16 protein-coding genes, 1 tRNA gene and 1 pseudogene are annotated in these 15,677 nt (G+C 64.2%); 2 read left to right on the top strand and 16 right to left on the bottom strand.

The genetic code is table 11. The annotated features are described in order from the left end of the window. Nucleotides 1–60: 60 nt before the first annotated feature. From FBZ87_RS03975 to FBZ87_RS03950, 7 genes are all read right to left on the bottom strand, one after another. Entirely contained in the window at nucleotides 61–330 is a 270-nt protein-coding gene (locus FBZ87_RS03975) for an NHLP leader peptide family RiPP precursor (protein ID WP_145609017.1), read from the bottom strand. Nucleotides 331–422: 92 nt separating this feature from the next. Further along, nucleotides 423–548, bottom strand: coding sequence for a hypothetical protein (locus tag FBZ87_RS30015; RefSeq protein ID WP_277906528.1), 126 nt, complete (start codon nucleotides 546–548; stop codon nucleotides 423–425). 359 nt (nucleotides 549–907) lie between these two features. Next, nucleotides 908–1,885, bottom strand: coding sequence for an alpha/beta fold hydrolase (locus FBZ87_RS03970; protein WP_145609016.1), 978 nt, complete (start codon nucleotides 1,883–1,885; stop codon nucleotides 908–910). 89 nt (nucleotides 1,886–1,974) lie between these two features. Then, nucleotides 1,975–2,742 carry an SDR family oxidoreductase gene (locus FBZ87_RS03965; RefSeq protein ID WP_211106832.1) on the bottom strand — a complete coding sequence of 256 codons (768 nt, stop codon included), beginning with the start codon at nucleotides 2,740–2,742 and terminating at the stop codon, nucleotides 1,975–1,977. Then, nucleotides 2,739–3,122 carry a nuclear transport factor 2 family protein gene (locus tag FBZ87_RS03960; protein WP_145609015.1) on the bottom strand — a complete coding sequence of 128 codons (384 nt, stop codon included), beginning with the start codon at nucleotides 3,120–3,122 and terminating at the stop codon, nucleotides 2,739–2,741. The genes FBZ87_RS03965 and FBZ87_RS03960 overlap by 4 nt, the downstream gene beginning before the upstream one ends. Nucleotides 3,123–3,211: 89 nt before the next feature. After that, a complete protein-coding gene (locus FBZ87_RS03955) occupies nucleotides 3,212–4,072 on the bottom strand; it encodes an alpha/beta fold hydrolase (RefSeq protein WP_145609014.1) in 861 nt (286 codons plus the stop codon). Between the two features lie 86 nt (nucleotides 4,073–4,158). Beyond that, a complete protein-coding gene (locus tag FBZ87_RS03950; RefSeq protein ID WP_145609013.1) occupies nucleotides 4,159–4,707 on the bottom strand; it encodes a carboxymuconolactone decarboxylase family protein in 549 nt (182 codons plus the stop codon). A gap of 120 nt (nucleotides 4,708–4,827) precedes the next feature. Between FBZ87_RS03950 and FBZ87_RS03945 the strand changes: the two genes are divergently transcribed. Beyond that, nucleotides 4,828–5,772 (top strand): LysR family transcriptional regulator, encoded by a 945-nt coding sequence (locus tag FBZ87_RS03945; protein ID WP_145609012.1) that lies wholly within the window; start codon nucleotides 4,828–4,830, stop codon nucleotides 5,770–5,772. A gap of 98 nt (nucleotides 5,773–5,870) precedes the next feature. On the opposite strand, the gene FBZ87_RS03940 is transcribed toward FBZ87_RS03945, so the two are convergent. Then, nucleotides 5,871–6,419 carry a carboxymuconolactone decarboxylase family protein gene (locus FBZ87_RS03940; RefSeq protein WP_145609011.1) on the bottom strand — a complete coding sequence of 183 codons (549 nt, stop codon included), beginning with the start codon at nucleotides 6,417–6,419 and terminating at the stop codon, nucleotides 5,871–5,873. Between the two features lie 156 nt (nucleotides 6,420–6,575). Next, nucleotides 6,576–7,481 (bottom strand): LysR family transcriptional regulator, encoded by a 906-nt coding sequence (locus tag FBZ87_RS03935; RefSeq protein WP_145609010.1) that lies wholly within the window; start codon nucleotides 7,479–7,481, stop codon nucleotides 6,576–6,578. 227 nt (nucleotides 7,482–7,708) lie between these two features. Here FBZ87_RS03935 and FBZ87_RS03930 point away from each other — a divergent pair, with 227 nt between their 5' ends. Beyond that, entirely contained in the window at nucleotides 7,709–8,215 is a 507-nt protein-coding gene (locus FBZ87_RS03930) for a MarR family winged helix-turn-helix transcriptional regulator (RefSeq protein WP_145609009.1), read from the top strand. Nucleotides 8,216–8,320: 105 nt separating this feature from the next. Here FBZ87_RS03930 and FBZ87_RS03925 read toward each other — a convergent pair. The 7 genes and pseudogenes from FBZ87_RS03925 to recJ all read right to left on the bottom strand — a co-directional run. Further along, nucleotides 8,321–9,010, bottom strand: a pseudogene (locus tag FBZ87_RS03925) (IS3 family transposase); the annotation flags it as partial. A 435-nt stretch (nucleotides 9,011–9,445) separates the two neighbouring features. Beyond that, nucleotides 9,446–10,459: an IS110 family RNA-guided transposase gene (locus FBZ87_RS03920; RefSeq protein ID WP_145609008.1), complete on the bottom strand. Its 1,014-nt coding sequence runs from the start codon at nucleotides 10,457–10,459 to the stop codon at nucleotides 9,446–9,448. 169 nt (nucleotides 10,460–10,628) lie between these two features. After that, nucleotides 10,629–10,982, bottom strand: coding sequence for a site-specific integrase (locus FBZ87_RS03915; protein WP_145609007.1), 354 nt, complete (start codon nucleotides 10,980–10,982; stop codon nucleotides 10,629–10,631). Between the two features lie 9 nt (nucleotides 10,983–10,991). Next, nucleotides 10,992–11,432 (bottom strand): hypothetical protein, encoded by a 441-nt coding sequence (locus tag FBZ87_RS03910; RefSeq protein ID WP_145609006.1) that lies wholly within the window; start codon nucleotides 11,430–11,432, stop codon nucleotides 10,992–10,994. Between the two features lie 83 nt (nucleotides 11,433–11,515). Continuing rightward, nucleotides 11,516–11,591: transfer RNA gene (locus FBZ87_RS03905), tRNA-Glu, on the bottom strand. A gap of 133 nt (nucleotides 11,592–11,724) precedes the next feature. Then, a complete protein-coding gene (locus FBZ87_RS03900; RefSeq protein WP_145609005.1) occupies nucleotides 11,725–13,233 on the bottom strand; it encodes a hypothetical protein in 1,509 nt (502 codons plus the stop codon). Nucleotides 13,234–13,847: 614 nt separating this feature from the next. Then, a complete protein-coding gene (recJ, locus tag FBZ87_RS03895; protein WP_246134220.1) occupies nucleotides 13,848–15,674 on the bottom strand; it encodes a single-stranded-DNA-specific exonuclease RecJ in 1,827 nt (608 codons plus the stop codon). Between the last annotated feature and the right edge of the window lie 3 nt (nucleotides 15,675–15,677).

Below are 15,677 nucleotides of genomic sequence, written 5' to 3'. Positions count from 1 at the left end.
CTAATCCAGTCCACCTTCCTCGACGCAGGCAGTAAGGGACAAGTGGAAGCGCATGCGGCGTCAGAGACAGAGTTCGCAGTACCAGCACCAGCCGCCGGAAGCGCCATCCAATTCTTCGTCCGACAAGTCGGTCGGACGGGCGGGAAGCACCAGGGTGTAGCTCGCCTCGGTGTTCTCCACGATCGACAGGCGGATCCCCGCCGGAACGTCGACCCCTTCCGCCGCCAGCACCGCTGACGGATCGGCCAGCAGCCGCGCCTTGAAACCCTCATCCGCCCAGGCCTTGGCAATAATCCGGCCGGCAACCTTGGCATTTTCTTCGTTCAGCATTTGCCCATTCCCCTTTTGGTTCAAACACTCTGGCAGCAATACCCCCGCATCTCCCATCCCCGGAGAAATCCAGGCCTCATCGGACAGGTCTGTCAGGCGGACAGCGCCAGGGCCCGAACGGCAGCGGGATCGGCCAGCAACCACGCCCTGAACCCTTCACCGGCCCAAACCTTGGCGGCGATCCGGCCCGCCGCCTTCGCACTCTTTTCGTTCGTCATGTCCAACCACCTCGAGATTGGTCAAAATGATTGCAAACATGCCGGAAGAAATCCGGAACCTGCTGTCAGGCATACGGTGGTTAATGTTCGACTTATCGCGTGTGCTGTTTGCCGATCTCGCGTGAGAGTAATTACAGGCCGAGAACCTGTCTGTAGAACAAACGCGCCACAGCGGTAAACGCCCCTTCCTGATGCCCTCCTCCCATAACCATCAATCCGAATACTGGTCAGAACGATGGAGTACCGCCCGTAGCCACAAGGCCATGACCAAGGCATCCAGATTCGGAAACGCATCCCGACGCATAATGGAGGGGCGCATCCTCTAGGCCTGCTTCAGTGCCGATCCGCAGCAGACGGCATCATCCTGGATGTCCGGCCATGAAGTTCAGGATCAGGCGCGCGATCTCATCCGTCTGTTCGTCGAGCGCGAAATGCCCGGCATCCAGCAGGTGCACCTCCGCGTCGGGAAGGTCTTTCTTGAACGCAGTGGCACCCGGCGCGATGAACGACGGATCGTTGGCACCCCACGCGACGAGGGTCGGCGGCTTATGCTCGCGAAGCCATGCCTGCCACTTAGGGTAGGCCGCGACGTTGGTACGGTAGTCGTAGAGGAGTGCCGATTGGATTTCGCGCTGGCCAGGCTTTGAGAGGTGCGTGAACTCGTCCGTCCAGGTATCCGGATTGTAGCGCTCCGGATGGGTGCTCCCCGCCGTGTGACGCTGCTCCGTCGCCTCGAACGACAGGAAGGCGTCAACCACCTCCGGATGGCCTTCAGGGTCGGCCCAATATTGGGCAATCTTGGACCATTTCGTGCCCAGCCCTTCCTGATAGGCATTGCCGTTCTGGGTAATGAGCGCCTGCAGCCGCTCCGGATGCGCCACCATCATCCGGAAACCCACCGGCGCGCCATAGTCGTGGATGTAGAGGCTGTAGCGGTCGATCTTCAGGCTTGTCAGAAGGTCATTCATCACCCCCGCGAGATGGTCGAACGTGTAGGCGTAAGCCGACGCCGCTGGCGCATCGCTTTGCCCGAAGCCCGGAAAATCAGGCGCGATCACGTGATAACGGGGGGCCAGCAGAGGGATCAGCGTGTCGAACTCGCGAGACGACGACGGAAAGCCGTGCAGCAGCACGATCGTCGGCGCGTTCCTCGGCCCGGCTTCGCGATAAAAGATTCCGATGCCGTCGACCTTCACACGGTGATAGCTGGTGGTCGACGCCGTCGATTCCAGCGGTGCCGCGGACGCCGCCGCGGCCACGGCCAGCGTCGTTGCGACGGCAACGGCCGCCGCCCTCAACAGGCGAGCTTTGATGTGGGCCACTAGTTTTTTGGTCATTGTAAATCTCCATGCGAACGCATGTTTGCGTCATCGTCGGCGCTCTGGAATCTGAGCGGCCGACCCAGCGCCGTGCCGCTTCCGCGGTTTCAGACGACTTTCGTCTCGCCACCATCGACCCGCAGCGCCGTCCCGGTCATCCAACGGCTTTCCGGGGCGAACAGGAAGGCGATGGCGTTGGCGATATCGTCGGGCTCGCCGTAGCGCGCGATGCCCATTTCGGCGGCGAATTTATCAGTCGCCGCCTCAAGCGGCAGCCCATGCCTGTCGGCGTAACCTTGCAACATGGTCCGCCGGCGGCCGGTCATCACCGAACCCGGCAGGATCGAGTTCACCTGGACGCCATCCTTGATCCCGCTGTCGGCAAAAGCCTTGGCGAGTGCCACGATCGCCGCGTTGATGGTGCCGACCGCCGCAAGCGATGCCTTCGGGGTATAGGCCGATGTGCCCGAGGTGATCGCCACCGAACCCCGCGACGCTTTCAGCGCATCCCACGCCGCGAGGGTCAGGCGACGGGCGGAGTGGAACTTCAGCGCAAGGCCGTCGTCCCAGTGTTCGTCGGTCAGAGCGAAGAGGTCCGCCTGGGCAACCGCCCCGGCGATGCAGGCCAACGCATCGATGCGACCGAAGCGGTCAAGCGTGGCCCGGATGACCGACGCACAAGCCTCCGGTGTCCGCAGATCCCGTGGGAGCGCCAGGGGCTCGGCACCCGCCGAGCGAACGATGTCGGCGGTCTCGGCCAAAGTATCGGCCGACCGCGCGACGATGACGACCGCCTCGAAATCCCGCGCGAGACGGATGGCCGTGGCGCGACCGATGCCCCGGCTCGCGCCCGTGATGATGGCAACGCGGCTCATGATCGAGCCCCTTCCACCGCAAGCGTGTCGATATACTGACGAAACCGGACGATCAGCCCGTCCCGGACAGTCCACACGTGGGCGTAGCGGGCCTGCACTTCCTTGCCGGTCGTTCCATGGACGCCGGTGAAGTCGCCGAGCGAGACGACGGTGTCACCATCGACGATGAACTCAGTCGAAACCAGGGAATGCCGCGGCCATTCGGCCACGAGCGGCTTGATGATGCCGTCAACAACACCGACCACGCCGGGGCCCGTGACCTTATAGTGCCACATGGTGATCCACTCGATGGTCGGAGCAATCAGGTCGATAACACCGGCGACATCGCCGGCGCCGAGCTTTTCGTAGAAGCCGCGGATGGTTTCATCTGGGTTTTTCATGTCGGTCTCCTGGTGTCGGCCTTGGTGTTGCCGGCTGTTGAGCAAGCCCCGGGCGTCACCGCAGCGACGCCCGGGGTGTGGTCGCGGCCTCAGCCGACGTGCTTGACGAGGAATTCGCGCATTGCCGCGCCGATTTCGGCGGCGTGGGTCTCCAGGGCAAAGTGTCCGCTATCGACGAACCGGACATCGGCCGAGGGGACGTCGCGCTTGAAGGCCTCGGCGCCGGGCGGAATGAAGAACGGGTCGTTCTTGCCCCAGACCGCGAGGACTGGCGGTTGATGCGTGCGCAGATAGGCCTGGATGGTGTCGTACAGCGCGACGTTCCCCTGGTAATCGAGGAGCAGGTCGAGCTGGATCTCGTCGTTGCCCAGGCGCGCCAGGTAGAAGTCGTCGAGGTTACGGCCATCCGGCGAGACCAGGCTCGGGTCGGCGACACCGTGCGTATACTGGAACAGGGTCGTTTGCGGCGCGAGGAAGCCACGCAGGGCATCGCGATTGGCTGGGGTCGGATCTTTCCAGTAGGCCTGGATCGGCGCGAAGGCTTCCGACACGCCTTCCAGATACGTGTTGCCGTTCTGCGTGATGATCGCGGTGATGCGCTCGGGGTGCTTGACCGCCAGCCGGAAACCCACCGGCGCGCCATAGTCGAAAACGTAGATCGCGAACTTGGTGAGGCCGATCACCTCGGTGAAACGGCCGATGACCTTGGCGAGGTTCTGGAAGGTGTAGTCGAATTTGTCGCGTGACGGCTGCTCCGTCTGCCCGAAACCCGGCAGATCCGGCGCAACGACATGGTATTGGCCGGCAAGCTCCGGGATCAGATCCCTGAACATGTGGCTGGCGCTGGGGAAGCCATGCAGAAGCAGAACCGTCGGCCGGGTCGCATCGCCGGCTTCCCGGTAAAAGACCTTGAGGCCGTCCACGTCGGTGGTCTTGAATTGAACAGTCATCGCACTTCTCCTTGTTCGAGGGCGTGAGCCAGGGTTCGCCGACGCGTGTCAGCGCCGGCGGTGTTGAATTCCAAATGATTGAGCGGTCAGGTCGGCCGGCGGGTGCCGACCTTGGGGAAGTCGATTTCCGTCTTCAGGGCTTCATTGATGAAGTTGGTGAAGACGTTGAGAGCGACATGCGCAACGATTTCGACGATCTCCGCATCCGAGTATCCCGCCCGCTTGACGTCATCGACATCGCGCTCGGTGACGTGCCCGCGCTCGCGCGCCAGCTTCTTTGCAAAGCGCAGAGCCGCATCCACCGTGATGTCGTTCGACGCGCCGTTCCTGTTCGCCGTGATCTCGGCATCATCCAGAACTCCAGCCTTGCGGGTCCGGTAGGTTTGCGCCGAAAGGCAATAGTCACAGCCATTCACCTCAGCCACCGTGATGGCGATACGCTCGGTGATCAGGCCATCCAGTGCACCGCCCTGAAGCGTGGCCTGGAAGCCCAGCACTGCCTCAAGCGCCGCCGGGCTGTTGGAAACCACCCGGTAGAAATTCGGTATCGCCCCAAGACGCTGATCCACCTCGGCGAGCAGTGGCCGCGACCGCGCCGGCGCTTCCTCCACGCTGGGGGTCGGTATCCGCGCCATGGGCTCTGCCTCCTGATCAACTCGGCCGTGATCGGCCTCTGGCAGCAGAATTACCGCCTTCCACATTCCTCCAGCAGACAGTAGGTTTGGAACCCAGGCTTCCGTTATGTGAGAGGATTGATGGACCGGTTCGAGGCAATGCGTACCCTGGTGGCCGCCGTGGATGGCGGAAGTCTATCGGCCGCGTCGCGGACCCTGAACCTTCCCCTGCCCACCGTCAGCCGGCGGGTCTCGGACCTGGAGACCATGCTCGGATCGCAACTGGTGGTGCGGACCAGCCGAAAGCTGCTTCTAACCGAAGCCGGATCGGCCTATGTCGCCTCGGCCCGGCGGGTTCTGGAAGAACTGGCCGAGGCCGAACGGGCCGCATCGGGCGAATACCGCGCGCCCCGGGGCGAACTGCTGGTCACCGCCCCGATCATGTTCGGCAAGATGCACGTCGCGCCAATCATTCACGACTTCCTCAGCGCCTATCCGGAGGTGACCGTCAGGCTGGCGCTGACGGACGGCGTCGTCGATCTGATCGAGTCACACGTCGACGTCGCCGTGCGGCTGGGCAACCTTCCCGACAGCACGCTGGTGGCCAAACGCGTGGGCGAAGTCCGCTGGATAACCTGCGCCAGCCCGGACTACATCGCCCGCTGTGGCGCCCCCTCGTCTCCGGAAGAGCTGAGCACTCACGCATGCATCGCCTATGAGGGGCTGAAGCTTTGGCGAGATTGGACCTTCGCGGGCCCGCGCGGCGAGCAGACCACGATCATCCGCCCGCGCTACTCGGTGAACACGGCAGACGCCATCATCGCGGGAGCGGCCGCCGGCATCGGCATCGCCTACATCATCTCCTACCAAGCGGCTGACAGCGTTCGCGACGGTGTTCTCGTACCGATTCTCTCCGAATGGGCGCCGCCACCCTTTCCCGTGCAGATCGTGTATGCGCCGCGTCCGCATCAGCCGCTGAAGCTCAAGGCGTTCCTCGACTTCGTCGCACCACGCCTGCAGCAGCGGCTACGAACCGTCGGACAGGTATTCGAAGCGGAACAGGCGCCGGTCGAGGTTCCGGTTTAAGCATCGGACAACAATCCCGAAGCCCGCCCAGCGAAGGGCAAGCGACCCGTCTTCGGACAGGCGGCCGAGCGCTGGTGTGCGCTCGGCCAGACGGCGCATCAGGCTGCCTTGGTTCGCAGCGGCGGGAACGCCGCGTCGATCTCGGTCTTGAAGGTGTTGTTGAAGATGTTGGTGATGAAGCTGAAGGCGGTCTCGGCGACGATGTCGACGATCTCGGCTTCGCTGAAGCCGGCGGCACGAACCGCCTCGACATCGGCGTCCTCGATGTGGCCACGACCCTTGGCGACCTTATAGGCGAACTGCAGCGCGGCGTCGGCCTTCGGATCGGTCGAATGACCGTCGCGGTTCAGTTCCATGTCTTCTGCGCTCAGGCCCTGCAGCTTGGCGCCGAGATAGGTGTGCGCCGACAGGCAGTAGTTGCAGCCATTGACCTCGGCGGTCATGACGTGGATGCGTTCGCGGGTCTTGTGACCGAGGCTCTTGCCGAGCGCCGCATGCATATCGGCGATCGCCTTGAGGGCGTCCGGGGACTGCGAGATCATGGCGAAGAAGTTCGGAACCAGGCCGAGTACCTTCACATAGTTCTGAAGGATCGGTTGAGACTTCGCGGGGGCTTCTTCAAGGGCGGGGACAGCAATACGAGCCATTTCTTTTCTCCTCTATTTCCGAGCCGCTGTGGTGTCGGTGAGGAGAATATGCGGCATTACATCCAGTAGAATAATACACTGAATTTGAGAGCGTAACTTCCATTCGGTGAAAGGTTTGGTCGCCAAGCATGAGACCCACCACCGCCACCGGCCGCCTCACTTCAGCTTCGACAGGACCGACCGCAACCGGCTGGCGGCGAAATCCAGGAATACCCGCATTTTCAGCGGCAGAAGCCCGTGGGCGGCATGGACGAGATGAACCGGAACGGGGTCTACATCAAAGTCCTGCAGCACCTGCACCAGCGTGCCGGCGCGGAGCGCGTCGGCGCAGTGATAGCGGAACACGCGGGTCAGGCCGGTGCGGCGCAGCGCTGCCTGGATCGCTGCCTCGGCCCCCGTCACGGACAGCCGAGGGGCGATGTTGACTTCGAACCTCCGCTTCGTTTCCGGCTCCTGAAACGACCAGGTGGTTGTCGAAGGACCGGCAAACACGACGCAGGGAAGCGTTTCGAGGTCCTTTGGATGCTTTGGAAGACCGTGGGCCGCGAGGAGATCGGGCGATGCGCAGACGAGCGTGTCCATGGAACCGACCCGGGTCGCGATCATGCCGCTGTCCGGAAGCGCGCCGAGCCGAACCGCCATATCGACGTGGTCGTCGTAGAGGTGGAGGTTGTGGTCCGACAGCAGCAGCCGGACATTGATTTCCGGATATGCGGCCAGGAAGTCGGTCACGATCGGAAGGATGTACATCTGCCCGAACAGCATCGGCGCCGTAAGGACAAGCTCTCCGCGGGGCGTTGTATACTCGCCCGATGCGGCACGCTCGACCTCGTCTATGTCCTCCATGATACGCCTGATGCCGTTGACATAGCTCTCGCCCGCGTCGGTGAGCGTCAGCTTTCGGGTGGAGCGCTGCAGCAGCTTCGTCCCGAGATAGGTTTCCAGCTCGCTGATTTTTCGGCTCACGGTCGGCAGCGGCATGTTCAGCGCCTTCGCGGCCGCCGTCAGGCTGCCTTTCTCGACCGTGAGCAAGACGATCGTCATCGCCTCCAATCTGTCCATCGCTTCTTCCGCCCACTGAAAACCGATAGCCCTTGAGGCGCAACTTATGCCTTTGAGCGTAACGTCGCAATTAACGGGCGGGCACATTCCTTCCGGCTTTCGGCGGAAGATGCCCACAATCTTGCGTCCCTTCTTTCACTTCGCGGAAGTGAGACTGTCGAAATCATCACCTTATGCTTCGCATTCCAATGGGGAATTCTGACCGGAACAACGCAATTGCGACCCGGATGAAGCAAAAGATCGTGTCCCACGAAACCCACTATCGCACCTCCGCCAATGAAAATATGAAGCTGGAAAACCATCTGTGCTTCGCCCTCTATGCGGCACTTCATTCCTACAATAATATATACAAGCTTCATCTGGACCCTTTGGAGCTGACCTATCCGCAGTACCTGGTGATGCTGGTGCTCTGGGAGCGTGACGATCTGACCGTCAAGGAGTTGGGGCGCCGACTGCGGCTCGATTCCGGCACCCTGACCCCGCTGCTCAAAAGGCTCGAAGCGGCGGGACGTCTCCGGCGCACACGCGATCCGAAAAATGAACGCCAGGTGCGCATCACATTGACTGGCGAAGGACACGCCCTGAAGGGCTCCACAGCGGCCGTCCCAACGGAGATCAATCTCGCCACCGGGCTCGAGGAGCGGCGCCTCGAAGATCTGCGGGTCGATCTGAACAATCTCCGGTTCAGCCTCGAGGCAAGACATCGCCGGAAAGCAACCTCAAAACCTGATTAATGTGAACCGGCGCCCAAAGCGAGCCCCGAGCTTCCTCGCGCTCAACAGCCTGACAAATCAGCTGAATGAAGCGCGCCGGGATTGTCGGAGGCGTTTTGGTTTGAGTCAGGCAGCCATGGCCGAAGTGTCCGTCATGGCGTGGAAGCGAGCCTCAGCTTCGGCGGGCGGGATGTTGCCGATGGGTCCCAGGATCCGCCGGTGGCTGAACCAATCGACCCATTCCAGGGTGGCGTAGCGTATTCGACGGCTTCAAAGGATCGCCATGGACCACGCCGGTGGATCACCTCGGCCTTGTAGAGGCCATTGATGGTTTCCGCCAGGGCGTTGTAGCTGCGCTGGCCCTGCGGGCTCATAACTGTCGCCGACACTGCCGACCGAGGGCTCGATCCCGGCGTCCACCAGGCGCTCGGTGTATTTGATGCTGACGTATTGAACGCCCCTGTCTGAATGGTGAACCAGGCCGCCGTGCTTGGCCGGTCGCCTTTCATGCAGGGCCTGCTCCAGGGCGTCGAGCACGAAGGCGGCATGGGCCGTCCGCGACACCCGCCAGCCGACGATGCGCCGGGCGTAGGCGTCGATGACGAAGGCCACGTAGACGAAGCCCTACCAGGTGGCGACGTAGGTGAAATCCGACAGCCACAGCATGTTCGGCCGGAGCGCATGGAATTGCCGATTGACGTGGTCCAGCGGACAGGGCGCCGACTTGTCGCTCACCGTCGTCTTCACCGGCTTGCCCCGGATCACGCCCCGCAAACCCATGCCCCGCATCAGCCGGGCGACCGTGCAACGCGCGACGGCGTGGCGCGACGGGTGATCCTTCTCATGATCCAGCACCAGCCGCACCGCACGGGCCCGAACTTCGGGGAAACTTGTTCGTCGTCTTGCTCATCGTGGCTTCAGTCTCTCAGGAGTGAAAGCCTCCGACAATCCCGGCGCGTGTGTGGATGCCCCCGGTTAAGCAAGAGGAATCTTCTGAAGTCGTATCGGCTGCGAGGAGTTCTATCGGTCGTGTGTCAGGCCTCATGATGTGGCCTGAGCGGGCCACGGGCCGGTATGCTGTTCGAGAGATGGGGTCCACATCGGTTCAGAGAGCTTTGTCGCCCGCGCGCCGGGACTGGTTATCCCCACCTGAACATTGAAGTCCTTGCCGCCTACACCGTCAGTCGATCTTCCTGCCCGGGCCGTGAGGCCCGCAACGTGCTCCGTCAGGCGCCGTTACCGACTGCCGGATCACGCTGTCCGATAATCCTGTTGTCTGATCACCATCGCCCAAAGGGTCCGTGCCATCTTGTTGGCCAGGGCCACGGCCGCGACCATGCGCGGCTTGCGCAACAGCAGACGCCCAAGCCAGTTGTCCGGTGTCGCCCCGCGCCGGCAGATCCATCGGATGCGGCTCATGGCGCCAATGATCAACAGCCTTCGGATATCGTCCTGGCCCATTCGGCTCATGCCGCCCAGTCGGGATTTGCCTCCGGAAGACAACTGCTTCGGCACCAGGCCCAGCCAGGCCGCGAAGTTCCTGCCATCGGAAAAGGTGCGCAGGTCCGGCGCGAAGGCGGCAAGCGCACCGGCCGTGACGGGGCCGACGCCCGGAAGGGTGCAGAGACGCCGCAGAAACGCATCTGTCCGGGATGCCGATTGCAGGCGCTGAACCAGGCCGTCGATCCTCACCGTCAGTGCCTTGATCTGCTCAAGGTAGAAGCCAGCCATCTCGCGGACAACGGGCGGCAGATCGTCATCTTCGGCGCCAATCGCCTCCTCCAGCCGCGTGACATTGGTCGCTCCAACCGGCGCGACGATGCCGAATTCCGCCAGATGGCCGCGCAACGCGTTGATCAGCTGTGTCCGCTGCCTCACGAAACACTGGTGGGTCCGGAAGGTAACCGCCCGGGCCTGATGTTCCGCGCTCTTCACCGCAACGAAATGAAGGTTCGGACGGCGGGCCGCTTCCGAGATCGCCTCGGCGTCCGCCGCGTCGTTCTTCTGCCGCTTCACGAACGGCTTCACGTAAATCGGCGGGATCAGCCGAACCTCATGCCCCGCACCTTCGGCGAGCCGACCCCAGTAGTGGCTGGTCGAGCAGGCCTCCATCGCAACGATGCAGCGAGGCTGCCCGCTCAGAAACACCATCAGCTTCTGCCGTGAAAAAGCACGATTGAACAACACCTTGCCGGAAAAGTCCGTCGCGCAGACCTGGAAATGCCGCTTGGCCAGGTCTATCGCCACCAAGTACGTCGTGGTCATGGTGCCCTCCATAACGATGTCCAGCAGACATCATAGCCTGGCATCCGCCGATGCCGGGGAAAGGGGCATCCACACCATCACTTCAGGGCTGGACACAGGCTGAGTTGGCATATCGTTGTAGGTTGTCCACCACCAGCCTAAACAGCATTGAGCGCGGCCTGACCACGCCCTAGGACGTCACGGCCAACGCCATCCGAAGAGCGTTTGGAGAGGAAGGCCTGGCGTTCATCCCCGCCAGCGGCACCTTGGGACCAGGCGTATTATGCTTCTCCAGGTCCACGTCCTTCCAGTCGAGCGAGCACTGTTCGCCCTGCCGCGCGGCGGTCTCGATGGCCAGTCGGGCCAACGGCACCGTCAGGGCCGCGCGACGGCCCGCCGCAAGCGCCTTGAAAAGGGTTTCCTCCTCTGCGGGACACTCCTCCCGTCCCGCGACGACGCGGGCGGGCTGCAGCCGGCGCTCCCGCTTCCGATCAGCCCCCTTTGGGCGCGCCGTCAGCTTGGCCGACGCCATATCGTCGACCACATGGACACCTCATTCGGACCGAGCGTGGTTGATGACGGTCGCGATCAGGTTCAGCCTGCGGACGATGGTCGCCGGAGCGTAGGCGGCGGCGGCCATCCGATCACGGAAGGCGCCCACGTCCTTCGACGCCAGCATGGTCATCCGCATGAGGCTGATCTGGTCGTCCAGGATCACGGCCAAGTGACCCTTCTCCTTGTCGCCACCGAGCTTGGTGGGTGTGATCTCCGCCTGATAGCGGCGAATCAGGTCGCCCAGGGTGTTGCGCTCCGCCTCGGTGCGATCGACGAAGACGCCACAGGAGATTTCCGATTCCATCTCGGCGGCCCAACGCTTCGCGTCGGTCTTGGCCCCGAAGGTTTTGGATTGGGTGGGGAAGCCGGTGCGCCGGATCTTCACCTGGTAGCCGATGACCTGACCTTCCCGGTTCTTCCGGGGGGCGATGGTAGCCATGGGAATGCTGTCCCCGCTGGGTGTCCCGCGGATTCATTTGTCCCCAGATTGTCCCGTAAAATCCAGCTGAAGCGCTGGAAGCGTGGCGTCCCCTACGGGATTCGAACCCGTGTCGCCGCCGTGAAAGGGCGGTGTCCTAGGCCTCTAGACGAAGGGGACAGCGGGGTGGATACATAATGATCCGGCCCCGATAAGGCAAGCGGATAAAAAGCCCCGCCCACCGGTTTTCGCGCATAGGGGGTCTGCCTGTTAGCGCGGCCGGATCGGGCGGGAAAACGGTGATGGTTCCTGGTCAGCGGAAGCGTTCGATGGCGCGTTCCGCCTTCAGGATCAGGTCCAGCATGGGTTCGGTCTTGGGCATGGAGCGCAAGACCTTCTCCAGCGCCTGCAGCTGGGCGGAGACGGCCTTGTTCTTGCCGCGCGCCCGCAGATATTCGAAACGGAAGTTGATGGCTGTCTGGAAGGTGGCCTCCAAATCCGCTTCCTTGGCACGGATGGATCGGTCGAAGCCTTCCTTTTCCGCCACTTTCCGGCAGGCGGTGAACAGGGTCGCGGCGGCCTGGGCCACCGACACCTCGTCATCCGAGGGGCTGTGGGCCATGTCGGGCACCAGCCGCACCTCCAGCTTCTCGCGCACCTCCCTCTGGGGCAGCACCAGGGCCGCGTCGCGAACCGCCACGCTGGCGAACTGGTCGGCCGCCTGGGTCACCTTCTGCCGGGCCTCGACCATCATGGTCTCCCATCCGGCGTTGCCGAACTCCTTCACCTCTTCAGCCATGCCCTGCACCATGGCCCCGGCGTCGGAAATGAGGCGGGCGCAGGTCATCAGCCAGACCCGCCGGGTCATGCCCCGGTCGCCTGCCGCCGTGCGCCCGATTTCCGCCAGGGTACGGGTAAGGTCGCCGAACAGCTTGGCCGGAATCATCTGCAGGCCGGCACTGTCGCCACCGGCACGCAGCAGATCGGCCGACAAGAGGCGCACCAGGCGCAGCGACTGCCACGGCTGGGCCAGCAGGCGCAGCAGGCCATGGAAGTAATAGTCGACCACCTCACGGTCGGCAGCATGCAGGTGCATGTAGCCGTTCTTGGCGATGACCGTGCCCTGGGGATTGAAGTCATGCACCCTGCCGTCCGCCGTGCGCGGACACACCGCACGGATCTGGTCGAACCAGGGGGTCAGCAGCGGATCCAGGCCCAGGATGCGTGCGATTTCGGCCGCGTCTTCAAATGCGCGCGCGCTGCCCAGCAACACCTCCAGCTCGCGCTTGCGCACGGCGGACTGCGCCGCCTCCGCCAACAGGGTGGTGGTGGCCTCAGCCGCGATGCTGCGGCCGAACTGGACGACGGCATCGATTTCGTCCTGCCGTTCCGACGCCACGGCGTTGCGATATTCCGCCGTCGCCGCCGCCAGGCGCGGCCGGTAGGATGACCCCATGAGCAGACGCCACCAGGGCGCCAGGCTGGACCGGGCCACCACCGCCCGCCGCACGCCGCCCACGGAGTCGGCGTCGATCAGGTAGGGTTCGAGGCAAACGCACAGCGCCCGCTGGAAGGTAGGCACGCGCACGGGCCGCAGGCTGCGCAGCATGGGCCGCAAACAGGTCAGGATCTGTTCGTCGGAGGCGGCGCCCGTCTCGGTCGCGCGCGCCTTCTCAACGGCGGCGGCGACACGGACCAGCGACCCCTCGTCCAGGGTGCGGAAGTGGGATTCCAAGCGGCTGAGGCTCGATTCCGGCGCGGCGTCAGCCGGGGCTTCCGGCGCGGCCGCAACCACCCGTTTCGTTCCAGGCTGTCCCGACATCAATACCCCCTCATCCCCCCCGGATGTCCTCGTCGGCTGCCCGGGCGGAGCCTTGGAACCTTCCCGCGTTGTAATGACCAGCCCTTTGATTTTTATGGTCGACGGCCATTCAACGTCCCGCCGAGAGTAACGGCGAGACAGAATGAGACCTTACCCGTAAGGATCGTTTAATGCAGCGTCGCTGTCAATCCAGTCCCGCCCACAATTGGAAAATGATCAACCCGTGACAGCCCGGTTACCGCCAAGCATAAAGAGACGCTGGCGGGCATCGGTACTTCGCACACGATATAATAATCAGATCAATAATTTGAATAATCCCGGCAGTGAAGATAGGATCATAGGATGGCGATTCCGGGCGGACGGAAAGATAGTTTTGGTTAAACTGCCATGCACGGCGGCATTAAGCCGACGGCGCGCGGGCATAAGCGCGGCTGACACCTGGTATCAACACCGTAACGTCAGCGAACATACATCCGATGGAGGCGGGAAATAGGGAAATCATCGCCCCCGCAGCCCTGGTAGGGACCCGTGACGGTTTTCTTACTTTCGTACAGTGGCCACCCAGCGCAAATGCGCCGCGCCACCCTATTCAACCGGGATAAATGTCGCCAGCTTCACGATGCACCCGGCAAAGCGGCGTCATCAATGGTCAGCTGCACGCCCTCCGCCCCGTTCCACCGGTCGGCGCGCAGGGTGCCGGCCAGATGCATGGGCCGACCGCCATGGTTCAGCAGGGCGGGGCCCAGATCCTCATCCATGGCCCGGAAGGCGATGGCCTTCAGGCGGGCGCCATCGACGGAGGACAGGATGCAGCGCACATGGTTACCGCCCACCACGTCGGCCCGCACGATGCGCGCGTCGGCCACGGCCAGGCGCGGTTCGGAGTTGCCGGTGCCGAAGGGGCCCAGGCGGGTGATGTGGCCCAACAGGTCGACGGAAGCGCCGCGCACCGATACCACGCCGTCCAGGTGCAAGGTGGGCACGAGCGGGCCCTGCCCCGCTGTCTGCTGCGCGATGCGCTCCGCCAGGAAGGCGCGCAGGTCGGCCAGCCTGTCCTCCGCCACGGTGAATCCCGCCGCCATGGCGTGGCCGCCGCCGGCCATCAGCAGGCCGGCCTGACGGGCGGCGATGACGGCCGAGCCCAAGTCGATGCCCCGGACCGAACGGCCCGAGGCCTTGCCGATGCCGCCCTCCAGCGCCACCACGCAGGCCGGCACGCCATAGCGCTCCTTGAGGCGGGAGGCGACGATGCCGATGACGCCGGGATGCCAGCCGGCCCCGGCGATCACCAGCGCCCCGGCAGCAAGCGGATCGGTGGCGGCCTGCGCCTCCACCAAGGCGATGGCCTCCTCCAGCACCAGGGCCTCGATGGCCCGGCGCTCGGCGTTCAGGGTGTGCAATTGGGCCGCCAGGTCCCGCGCCTCCACCGGGTCCTCGGTGGACAGCAGACGGGTGCCGAGGTCGGCGCGGCCCACCCGGCCGCCGGCATTGACGCGCGGCCCCAGGATGTAGCCGGCGTGGTAGGCGTCCATGCGTTCATTGATGCCGGCGACATCGGCCAGGGCGGCCAGACCCACGTTGTTGCGACGGCTCATCACCTTCAGGCCCTGCGCCACCAGCGCGCGGTTCAGCCCTACCAGGGGCACCACGTCGCAGACAGTGCCCAGCGCCACCAGGTCCAGCCAGCCCATCAGGTCCGGCTCCACCCGGTTGGCGTACCAGCCGGTGGCGCGCAGGACCCGGTTGACCGCCACCACCAGCAGGAAGCTGACGCCCACTGCCGCCAGGGTGCCCAGGCGGTCGGTCATGGTCTCGTCGAGACGGTTGGGGTTCACCACCGCCCGGGCGGTGGGCAGGGCCGGTTCCGCCTTGTGATGGTCGACGACGATGACCTCCAGCCCCGCCTGCGCGGCGGCGGCCAGGGGCTCGAACGAAGTCACGCCGCAATCGACCGTGATGACCAAGTCCACCCCCGCCTCGCGCAGGCGCAGCAGCGCCGGGGCGTTGGGGCCGTAACCTTCGTTGATGCGGTCGGGAATATAGGCCTGGATGTCGGCGCCCACGGCGCGGAAGAAGCGCACCAGCAGGGCGGAGGAGGTGGCGCCGTCGACGTCGTAATCGCCAAAGACGGCCAAGCGCCGGCCGCGCCGCACGGCGTCGGCCAGATGCTCCGCCGCCGCCTGCATGTCCAGCAGGGCGTGTGGATCAGGCAGGAAGCGTTTCAGCGTGGGGCCCAGGAAATCCTCGGCCTGGTCCAGGTCAACACCACGCGCCGCCAGGACTCGTCCCACCAGTTCCGGCAGGCCGCCGCGCTGAGCATGGGCCAGGGCCAGCCGCTCGTCATGCGGCCGGGCCAGCCAGCGCCGGCCAGTGGCGGACCGCGAGACCCCTAGCAGGGGACGAGGCTCGCCGCCGGAAACATCCCCCGACGGCGAGCCCACAAA

Origin of the sequence: Nitrospirillum amazonense (genome assembly GCF_007828035.1) — a bacterium.
GTDB classification, from domain to species: domain Bacteria; phylum Pseudomonadota; class Alphaproteobacteria; order Azospirillales; family Azospirillaceae; genus Nitrospirillum; species Nitrospirillum amazonense.
This window is presented reverse-complemented; position numbering and strand designations above follow the sequence as displayed.

Excerpts from the sequence above, each read along its gene's own strand:
- FBZ87_RS03975 (WP_145609017.1), bottom strand. The coding sequence starts at position 330 with ATGCTGAACGAAGAAAATGCCAAGGTTGCCGGCCGGATTATTGCCAAG.
- FBZ87_RS30015 (WP_277906528.1), bottom strand. The coding sequence starts at position 548 with ATGACGAACGAAAAGAGTGCGAAGGCGGCGGGCCGGATCGCCGCCAAG.
- FBZ87_RS03970 (WP_145609016.1), bottom strand. The coding sequence starts at position 1,885 with ATGACCAAAAAACTAGTGGCCCACATCAAAGCTCGCCTGTTGAGGGCG.
- FBZ87_RS03965 (WP_211106832.1), bottom strand. The coding sequence starts at position 2,742 with ATGAGCCGCGTTGCCATCATCACGGGCGCGAGCCGGGGCATCGGTCGC.
- FBZ87_RS03960 (WP_145609015.1), bottom strand. The coding sequence starts at position 3,122 with ATGAAAAACCCAGATGAAACCATCCGCGGCTTCTACGAAAAGCTCGGC.
- FBZ87_RS03955 (WP_145609014.1), bottom strand. The coding sequence starts at position 4,072 with ATGACTGTTCAATTCAAGACCACCGACGTGGACGGCCTCAAGGTCTTT.
- FBZ87_RS03950 (WP_145609013.1), bottom strand. The coding sequence starts at position 4,707 with ATGGCGCGGATACCGACCCCCAGCGTGGAGGAAGCGCCGGCGCGGTCG.
- FBZ87_RS03945 (WP_145609012.1), top strand. The coding sequence starts at position 4,828 with ATGGACCGGTTCGAGGCAATGCGTACCCTGGTGGCCGCCGTGGATGGC.
- FBZ87_RS03940 (WP_145609011.1), bottom strand. The coding sequence starts at position 6,419 with ATGGCTCGTATTGCTGTCCCCGCCCTTGAAGAAGCCCCCGCGAAGTCT.
- FBZ87_RS03935 (WP_145609010.1), bottom strand. The coding sequence starts at position 7,481 with ATGGACAGATTGGAGGCGATGACGATCGTCTTGCTCACGGTCGAGAAA.
- FBZ87_RS03930 (WP_145609009.1), top strand. The coding sequence starts at position 7,709 with ATGAAGCAAAAGATCGTGTCCCACGAAACCCACTATCGCACCTCCGCC.
- FBZ87_RS03920 (WP_145609008.1), bottom strand. The coding sequence starts at position 10,459 with ATGACCACGACGTACTTGGTGGCGATAGACCTGGCCAAGCGGCATTTC.
- FBZ87_RS03910 (WP_145609006.1), bottom strand. The coding sequence starts at position 11,432 with ATGGCTACCATCGCCCCCCGGAAGAACCGGGAAGGTCAGGTCATCGGC.
- FBZ87_RS03900 (WP_145609005.1), bottom strand. The coding sequence starts at position 13,233 with ATGTCGGGACAGCCTGGAACGAAACGGGTGGTTGCGGCCGCGCCGGAA.